The organism is Streptomyces sp. NRRL F-2664 (assembly GCF_000719345.1).
GTDB lineage: Bacteria > Actinomycetota > Actinomycetes > Streptomycetales > Streptomycetaceae > Streptomyces.
In genome coordinates, this window is the sequence record NZ_JOFX01000150.1 from 1 (window position 1) to 2,849 (window position 2,849).

Sequence of the window (2,849 nt, forward strand, 5' to 3'; positions counted from 1 at the left end):
AGGCCCGCTCACAGACAGGGAGCGGAAGCCCGGCTGTCACACGCCCCCAGGCGCACGCCCTACCCGTGATCGGCTACACCACTCGGCGGGACGCCATCCCGGCGGCGGTCGGAGCACGGCACGGATTCACCCGCCGGCATGGCGAAACCACCGCGGCCCCACCCACGGAGACACCTCGAACCCGGGCCCCGCGCGATCGGCCGCCAGCACCCGACCCGGTCCTCACGGCACGCGACACTCAACCGCCCGGCCAGGGCATCAGCCTGCGGTACTCCCGCACCGCCCGCTGCCGATTCCCCACACCCACCGCAGAACGTCCAGCTCACGAAGGTATAGCGACGACCGGTTGAAACCGCCGGATAGACCTCCGCTGCATACACCAGCCTGTGGGACTGCCTGGTCGTGGTCCAGTCCTGAGCCTGGTGGGATCCTGCTTCCGGCAGCGCCGCCGCTGAGGCAGGCAACTCCACGGTCAAGACCGAGTGCGTCCACCGGCTCCAGTCCACCACCCGAGCCGAGGCCCGGATCAAGACCGCCGCCTGGCGCCGACTTCTGCAACACCAGGCGCCGCCCCCCGCGGGCGGACTTCCACCCGCGGAAGTTCGAGCGGAAGACCAGCTGCCATCGCGGCCAAGCCCACCAGAGGGCAGTAGAAGGAGACTCCATCTTACAGGGGGATTGGCCGCAGCTCGGGACGAGCCCTCGGGAGGGCTGGGGTCGAGCCGGACCCAGGCCCGCAGGCCCCGCCTCCGCGTCGGGGCTGATGCCCGTGTGAGAGCGCGCCGCAGGCCGTGGGAAGCGGCCGGGCCCGTGTGACACGGGGGTGACCAGCGGGCCCGGCCGACAGGCGTGATTGCACGCCTGCCATGTCCGACTGCGCTCCGCCGTCCGGATCGCAGCCGTGCACCGACCCTAGCCCGGCCCGTGCTGTGGCGGCAGGCTTGAGGCGCTGCTCCGCACAACTGTGGCCGATGTGCGGAGCCCGAACGCATGCCCCCCGCTCCACCGGGCGCCGTCGCCGGTGTGGTTGCCGTGCCGGTCGGCGAACGCGACGGGGCTGCCCTCCGCGCCGGATGTACTGCACCGCACCTCCCGTCAGACCCGCCAGCTTCCACTCGGGCTCACACCGGCATCCAGCAGCGCACGTCACATCGCCGAGCCGCGCCCGCACGAAGCAACAGCAAGATCAAAACGAAGCCGGTGCACTCATACTGGCCGCACAGAAAGAAGCAGGGCCCCCTGGCGTTCGGACAGACTCCAGCATCCTTCCGAATCACCAAGAGGCCCTGCCTCATGCGCGTGCCTCACAATACGGTTCCAGGAGGCGCAAGGGGGCTGAGTCGGTTACTTCCGCACCATGTTTCCCCAGACCGTGACTCCGTTCAGGTGGAATGTCATGGGAACTGACGTAAGGTGTCTGCGCTCCAGTGCGCTCCGATGCTCCGCGTATACCCCCTCTACGCGGCTCCTGAGGGCCGAGAAATCAACCTCCACCGGAGAGTCGGCATGGTTTCGCGCGACTACATCGACCGCGGTAAGCAGGTAGCTTGCGACCATCGCTTTTGTCCCGTGCTTCACATCAACCCTGATACTTGAGGGGTTCTCTTCCATCCACGCCTGCGTCTGGGCATACCATTCGACGGCTGCCTGGTGCCTTGTGCTGTAGTCGGCGAAGGAGTCTACAAGGAGGTCGTAGGCATGATTGCCCCCCCCGTACACCTCTTTGAGGCCAGCGAAGGATATAAACGCATCCGCCTCACCGATGGTGGTGATTCGACCGTCGGTGATCCCTAGGACTGCTTCGGCTGACGAAAGCGGCACTGTCAGGTGCTCGGCCCTTTCGCGCATTGCGCCGGCGACTTCTTCCGCAAGGGCCTCGTAAGCCGCTATGTTCCCGCGGATGTGGTCCCGATAGAATTTATCTCCCCTTGCTTTCTTTACACTTTCCGCAGTCTCATAGTCGTCCGCCCAATAAAAGCCGTCCCTCGCCATTCGCAGCATGGTGTCCCTGTGGTGAGCTTTCCTGGCGCTTTCACTCATCTGCGGACGCCGCTCTTGGCTCTTCCGGTTTTTCGCCTTGGATTTTTGCAGCTTTGTGCGGAATTTCACGCTGATGGGGAAGTTGCCTGTGGGGTCGGTGTGCTCAACCGGGTTGGCTGCGTAGGCCTGGTATTTGTTGAGGGGTGTGGGGTGGGGGTCGCGGGTGGTGAAGCGGCCGGTTTCGGGGTGGTAGAGGCGGGCGGGGCTGTACTGAGTGCCGGTCTCTTCATTGGTGTATTCGCCGCCGAAGCGGAAGGGGTTGGCGGCGGGGTCGGCTGCGCGGTGGGCAGCGGGCGCCGGGGCGGCTCCGGGGCCTGTTTCCTGGCCGTAGTCGGTGTAGGCCCGGCTGGTGTGTATGCCGCCTTCGGAGCCGGTTTCGAGGATGGTGTTGCCGCGGCGGTCGGTGTGGAGATAGCGGGCGGCGCCGGGGGTGGCGGTGAGGCTGCGGGCTTCGCGTCCGGCTGCCCCGGTGAGGTAGGAGCCGCTGCGGGCGTTGCCGTCGGGGGTGGTGTGGGTGTCGTTGGCGATGGCGCCGCCGGGGGTGTAGTGGAAGGTGACGGCGCTGGTGGCGCCGTCCGGGCCGGTGGTGGTGGAGGATCTGCGGCTGCCGTCGGCCCAGTACGTGTACTCGGTGCGCACACCGTCCTTGGTGGCGGCGGTGAGGGGCTTGTTGTCGGGGCTGTAGGTCCAGGCGGTGCCGTCTGCGCCCTTGAGGAGGTTGCCGGCCGCATCCCAGCTCTGCTCGGTTTTCCCGCCGTCGGCGACTACTGCGGTGAGACGGCCCGCGGAGTCGGTCTCGTGCGCCGTGG

1 protein-coding gene is annotated in these 2,849 nt (G+C 67.2%); it reads right to left on the minus strand.

The genetic code is table 11. The features are described 5' to 3' along the window. Positions 1–1,344: 1,344 nt before the first annotated feature. Positions 1,345–2,849 (minus strand): RHS repeat-associated core domain-containing protein (locus tag IF89_RS39140; RefSeq protein ID WP_043194813.1); only part of this gene is annotated, 1,505 nt, incomplete at its 5' end.